General features: G+C 43.2%; 5 protein-coding genes. All 5 read left to right on the plus strand.

The genetic code is table 11. The annotated features are described in order from the left end of the window. Positions 1 to 45: 45 nt before the first annotated feature. Positions 46 to 987, plus strand: a complete 942-nt coding sequence (locus tag VN379_RS06585) for an AEC family transporter (protein ID WP_325532059.1) — start codon at positions 46 to 48, stop codon at positions 985 to 987. A gap of 565 nt (positions 988 to 1,552) precedes the next feature. Continuing rightward, a complete protein-coding gene (locus VN379_RS06590; RefSeq protein WP_325532061.1) occupies positions 1,553 to 1,984 on the plus strand; it encodes a hypothetical protein in 432 nt (143 codons plus the stop codon). Positions 1,985 to 2,304: 320 nt separating this feature from the next. Beyond that, positions 2,305 to 3,306 carry a WG repeat-containing protein gene (locus tag VN379_RS06595; RefSeq protein WP_325532063.1) on the plus strand — a complete coding sequence of 334 codons (1,002 nt, stop codon included), beginning with the start codon at positions 2,305 to 2,307 and terminating at the stop codon, positions 3,304 to 3,306. A 104-nt stretch (positions 3,307 to 3,410) separates the two neighbouring features. Beyond that, complete coding sequence (locus tag VN379_RS06600) at positions 3,411 to 3,986, plus strand: GrpB family protein (RefSeq protein ID WP_325532065.1); 576 nt, start codon at positions 3,411 to 3,413, stop codon at positions 3,984 to 3,986. A gap of 228 nt (positions 3,987 to 4,214) precedes the next feature. Further along, a complete protein-coding gene (locus VN379_RS06605) occupies positions 4,215 to 5,774 on the plus strand; it encodes an ASKHA domain-containing protein (RefSeq protein ID WP_325532067.1) in 1,560 nt (519 codons plus the stop codon). The last annotated feature ends 135 nt before the right edge of the window (positions 5,775 to 5,909 follow it).

A 5,909-nucleotide genomic window follows, 5' to 3' on the forward strand; every position in this document is an offset into this window, starting at 1 on the left:
TAATTATGTCATGGCCTAATCTATTTTTTTTGTAAAGGGGAGTTTATGAAGCCGTTTTATCTTGTACTTACACAATTGGAGATTTTCACGGTCATCATTCTCATCGGTATCATCGGGATAAAATCAAAAGCTATAAACGAGAAGACGTTAAGTGATTTATCCAGGCTGATCATGCGTTTAATTCTTCCGATTATGATTTTTCATAAATCAATAAATGGTGCGACTCGTACCGATATGCTCTCTGGTTTTACCGAGGTTGTCTTGTCCGCATTTTTCATGTTTGGAGTGCTTTTCCTTACAGGTTTCGTTCTTAAACGAATGTTTTCTTTAAGCGGAAATTACGGGCATGTTTTTCATGCTTCAACCATGTTCGGGAATGTGGGCTTTATCGGAATTCCCCTGATTCTGGGTATTCTGCCGGAGCGTGGAATGCTGTATATGGCTCTTTTTACCATCATTGATCAGATATTGCTCTGGAGCATCGGTTTTCATCTGACTTTGCCGAAGGAGAAAATGCAGCATAATTCATTAATGGCAAATCTCAGGAACATATTAAATCCTGCAATGCTCGGGATTTCTTTAGCAATCCTTTTCATTTTGATGGAATGGAAATTGCCTGTTACGCTAAATAAAGCATTGGGAACTGTTGGCGATATGACAACGCCGCTATCGCTAATCTACATTGGCGGGACCTTTTGTTTTTGCAATGTAAAAAGATTTGTAACTAAAGTAGAATACTACGCGATTGTTGTGATAAAAATGATAGCGATGCCGCTGTTAATATTCTCCGTATTACGGTTTTTCCAGGTCCAGCCGGAAATTATTACATTCATTACAATGCTTGCAGGAATGCCAAGTATGACAGCCATTGCCATGTTTGCGCGAACAAACGAGTCTGATGAAGACTGCGCGGTCGGTGCTATCATGATTACGACAATTTTTTGCTTAGTTACATTACCGCTAATTGCTTATCTTACAAGCGGCTGATTCACTGGCTTTATAATTAAAAGCATAATTCACGGCGCTCCCGTCTCCGCCGAAACTTCCTGCCGGCCGGCTCATCTGTACTTGCATTTTACCGCAAACAGGCTATAATTAGAAATAGGTGGGAATTAAAAAGTCGACGTGACCTGAAAGTGTTCGAGCACTTTCAGGCCCGCGCAAGGTGAACAGGCACCTACACGTAACAGCCAAGCTGTCCACGACGACATTTCTATTATACACCGGGCTTCCGTCGCCGCACAAGCGGGGGAGCGGGGGGGTAATAGCCGTTGCCGCAGACGCGCCGGGCTGTGAGTGCGACTGGACGCAGCAAATGATTTGGACCAGCCTCAGCCGCTGATGATCAGCAGCAGGGCACCCGAACCCCAAAGTTTGTGGCCGCCCTTGTTGTTCAGGCCGGATCTGTCCGGCTTATTAGCGTTGAGTATGTAACAGACATCGACACAGGACGCATGTGTAGGATAAACCCTTTGCATGCGTCTTTTTAATTTCCCCCTGTAAAAAAGCTGACGGCCATACCGGCCGCAGTCTAAATATAGGGGGTATATAAATGTCTGATCAAGTAACGGCATCCGGCTCAGTTCCTTGTCCGGGACTGGTATCTGCCCTGCCGGCAGAGCGAGACTGGGAGCCGCAGCCGCCCGGGGCAGCGCAGGACGACCGGCTTATGCTGCAAAGCATCTTAAATGAGGCCTTTAATCAGTATATCTTTACCAGAGTGGACAATATCCTCAAACTGGCCGGCACCAACGATGACGGTTACAGTAAGACGGTCAGCAAGGTCGGCGCTACCCTGGACCGGCTGTTGGCCCTGGCCGGCGAACTGGAGGCCCAATATCCGGAATTGCTTGAGCTGGTCATGGATTTCGAGTCGTACACAGCTCTGGAATCAGGCCAGTCGGCGGAAATCGCCTACAAGCAGGGGTTACGGGACAGCGGCTATATTCACCAGGAATTTATGACCTTCCTGCAGCAGCGGTAGGATTAAAGTACAGTGGTGGTTAATTTCTCCTGTCAAGCATCTGAAATATCCGCAGCGGGCAATGAGTCCGCGTTCTCTCCTTAATTACTTTATACTTAAGGGTAGAAAGACGAGTGCTGCTAACATTCACCATAGCACGAGCTACAAGAATAACGAAAAAAACTGTCAAAAAAGGAAGTCCCTAAGTGTCTTAAATAATTATTAAAGGTGAAACTCTTGCTGAATTTGTATTAATTTGGCAGGAGTTTTATTGTTTTTATGGGAATATATTACTTGCATGAAAATGACTAATCTTTAAATTATGGAGGGGTTGTGGGAAATTGGGAAAGATTATATGCTTACCGGTCAGCATTTATAGGTTGCATTCGATCGTTTTTGGGATAGCGTTGCTTGTATTAATCAATATATTTACTTCTACTGTAACGGCAAATGCTAATTATGGTACCGCGCTTTACATTATCAAACAAGATGGCAAATATGGATATGGTGATGCTGATGGTCATGTTGTTATCCCACCGGTCTATTTGCAAGCAAATAGATTTTCTGAAGGTGTTGCTGCTGTTCAGATTCAAAAAGGATTTTGGGGCATGATTAATACAAAAGGGGAAATAGTTGGCACGTTAAGAAATGTCGATGAAGTTAGGGAATTCTCAGAAGGGCTAGCTGTTGTAAGGCGGGGGGCCAAATACGGATATATCGATAAGAAACAACTGGTTGTTCCATTTAAGTTTGATGCTGCTGATGATTTTTCCGAGGGGTTGGCCGTAGTTGCAAAGCGTGAAGGCAATACTATTTTAGAAAAATTGCATAATATTAAGTACGGGTATATAGACAAAGACGGTACAGAAGTGATCGATTATCAATTTCGTTCAGCCGGGAAATTCAAGGAAGGAATAGCTCCTGTGTCTTCAGAGGCAACAGGCTTTCGTTGGGGCTACATTGATAAAAAAGGGCACTACGTAATAGAAGCCAAATATTTCACTGCAAGAGAATTCTCTGACGGACTTGCTCCGGTAACAATAGCTTTGGGCCAAAGTGGTTTTATTGATCATCAAGGAAGTTTGGTAATTCCTCCTCTATATAGTTGGACATATAGTTTTTCAGAAGGGCTTGCCCGAGTAGCGGTTGATGGGAAGTATGGATTTATCGACAAGAACGGTAACATGGTGATTAAACCTATGTTTAATTATGCCGATGATTTTAGCAACGGTCTGGCCCAAATATATGATAAGAGTCCGGGTTTTAGCGAAGATATTTATGAAGATGTTAGCTTTGGCTATATTGATAAGAGTGGGAATGTAAGATGGCAAATTACAAAATAATCACATTACCCGTGTCTTACTTATCACATGACAAAGGTGCCAAAGATCAAAAAGGTAACAGCTTATATGGTCTTGAAAAAATAGACTAATTAAGAGGTGATGGCATGAAAGAAATGAGTTTAGAAGAATTGTGGCAGCTTTATCCTATTATTCTTAAAGACCATAACCCAAATTATCAATCGTGGTACGCCGAGGAAAAGCAGCGGCTACTTCACATCCTGCATGGCTACGATATTTGTCGTATCAATCATATAGGGAGCACGTCTGTTGAAGGACTTATTGCGAAACCAACCATTGATATTCTCTTGGAATTACCTAAAGACTGTGCTGTGAATGACATTGCTCAGCTGTTGCAAAACGATGATTGGATTCTAATGCAAAAAAATGATAAACAAAGAACACTTGATCTGGGAAAAGGATATATGCCCACCGGCTTTGCAGAAAAGGTATACCATCTTCACGTGAAACCGTTGGGAGATTGGAACGAACTTTATTTTAGAGACTATCTGCGACAATACCCTAATGTTGCACGGCAATACGAGGCGTTGAAGCTGGGTCTTAAAGAGCGCTTCGAACATGACCGTGATGCCTATACCTATGCAAAGTCAGATTTTGTCATGGAACAATCTCAAAAGGCTAAATTGGAATTTGCAGGACGTTATTTGCCACCTGAACACTAATTCGCCTTGCAAGCAGTAGGCGCCCTAATCCTGTTCGGAGGAGGTCGGGGCGCCGGGCGCGCAGCCCCGCAAAACTTCCGATAACCGCCGCGCCAGTGGAGCCGGTTTTGCCGTAAAGTGAAGCGCACGAAAACGGGGAAGTGGAGACAAGGGGGACAGGTACGTCCCAAGAAGCCCCCACCTCTTAGGTGGTGGTATGTCACATAATTCACATAAAGAGGAAGACTTATGAAGAATGTAATTTGTAAAAAAATATACCTTGAATTGAGAACGCCGGGTAACGGAGATTTCGTGGCCGACATTGACAGAATCCTTCAAGCTTTAAAACCGGAGTATGGAGCGGTTCAGGTTTCTATTGAAACCATTAAATTGTCTTATAAGCTGCTGCGGGATTTTGACTGGAAGCTCACAGTTACCTTAGTACAAAAAGGTTTTGCCTGGGAAATTGTAAACCTTGAGCGGGGAAATACTTCAGATAAGAATTTTGCTTATGCAGCTGATCTTGGGAGCACAACGGTTATCATGCAGCTGATCGATCTGAATACCGGAAATATTTTATGGGAAGAAAGCGGGGTCAATCATCAAGTCCGTTTTGGTGAGGACATCCTTAGTCGAATCGTTTATGTTAAGGATGATGATGCTCATTTAAGGGAAATCCAGCAATGTACGCTGCTGAATTTTATTGAACTTATGGATAAAATTCAAACTGCGACAGGCATTTCTCCGGACAAATGCGGTACATTCATTATCGGCGGCAATACTACCATGATTCATTTTCTGTTGGGGATTGATCCTTGGTTTATTTTCTATACTCCCTATACGCCAGCTTTTAACCGGACCGGTTTCTTTGTTGGCCGTGAAATAGGCTTACCCTTTAATGGATTAGTATACTGTTTTCCTTCTACAGCTAATTATTTAGGTGGCGATATTATCAGCGGGCTGTTGGCGTCCAAGATGTATGAACAAAGTGAACTGGCTCTCTATATGGATATTGGCACAAACGGCGAAATGCTTTTGGGCAACAATGAATTTCTGTTTTCAGCTGCGGGTGCGGCAGGACCTGCCTTGGAAGGCGGTATCAGCAAGCAGGGAATGCGGGCGAAAGCAGGGGCGGTAGATTCAGTGCAGATTGTTCAAAATCAGTTGAAGATTACTACAATAGAGAATGCAAAGCCAGTGGGTATATGCGGTTCAGGGATTGTTGACCTTCTTGCTGAAATGTTGCTGGCAGGCTGGATTGATTACTCGGGGCGGTTTATTCCTGGCAGAACAGAGAGAATCCTTATGCGGGACGGAGAATATGTCATTGTTTACGCATGGGAGCACGAATCAGCCTTAAATGAAGATTTAATATTCAGTCAGGCTGATATTTTAAGATTTATGGATACAAAAGCGGCAGCGAACACTATGGTAGCGTTTTTAGTGGAGGCATTGGGTATTACACCGGATAAGATTCAACGGGTATATCTGGCCGGAGCCTTTGGAACCTACATAAATATTGAGTCAGGAATTACCATTGGGTTATATCCCGACCTTCCCAGAGAGAGGTTTGTTCAGCTGGGAAACGGCTCTATAAAAGGAGCCTGCAAGTTGTTAAAAGATGCAGATCAATTATTGGTTGTAGAAGATCTAATTAGCAGTATAGCCTATCTTTCCTTGGCTGAGGCACCGGATTTTCTGAATAAAATGTCAGCGGCCAAATTTTTGCCCCACACGGATTTTTCATTATATCCTACGGTCATTGAAAAGATCAAGAGCCGTAAACACTTGGAAAGTAGTTCCCATTAATCGTCTTTCCATCAATTGCGACATAAGATAAATTCCTGCCGGATTTGTATTAATATGGCAGGAGTTTTGTTTTTATATAACAAATTAAAGGCAAAGTGGGGGTTAGTCTAAGATTCTTTTCTAGAGAGTTAAGAC

Origin of the sequence: Sporomusa sp., from assembly GCF_035561255.1 — a bacterium.
Taxonomy (GTDB): Bacteria; Bacillota; Negativicutes; order Sporomusales; family Sporomusaceae; genus Sporomusa.

Bases quoted from the DNA above. Each gene is read 5' to 3' on its own strand.
- VN379_RS06585 (WP_325532059.1), top strand. From the start codon at position 46: ATGAAGCCGTTTTATCTTGTACTTACACAATTGGAGATTTTCACGGTC.
- VN379_RS06590 (WP_325532061.1), top strand. From the start codon at position 1,553: ATGTCTGATCAAGTAACGGCATCCGGCTCAGTTCCTTGTCCGGGACTG.
- VN379_RS06600 (WP_325532065.1), top strand. From the start codon at position 3,411: ATGAAAGAAATGAGTTTAGAAGAATTGTGGCAGCTTTATCCTATTATT.
- VN379_RS06605 (WP_325532067.1), top strand. From the start codon at position 4,215: ATGAAGAATGTAATTTGTAAAAAAATATACCTTGAATTGAGAACGCCG.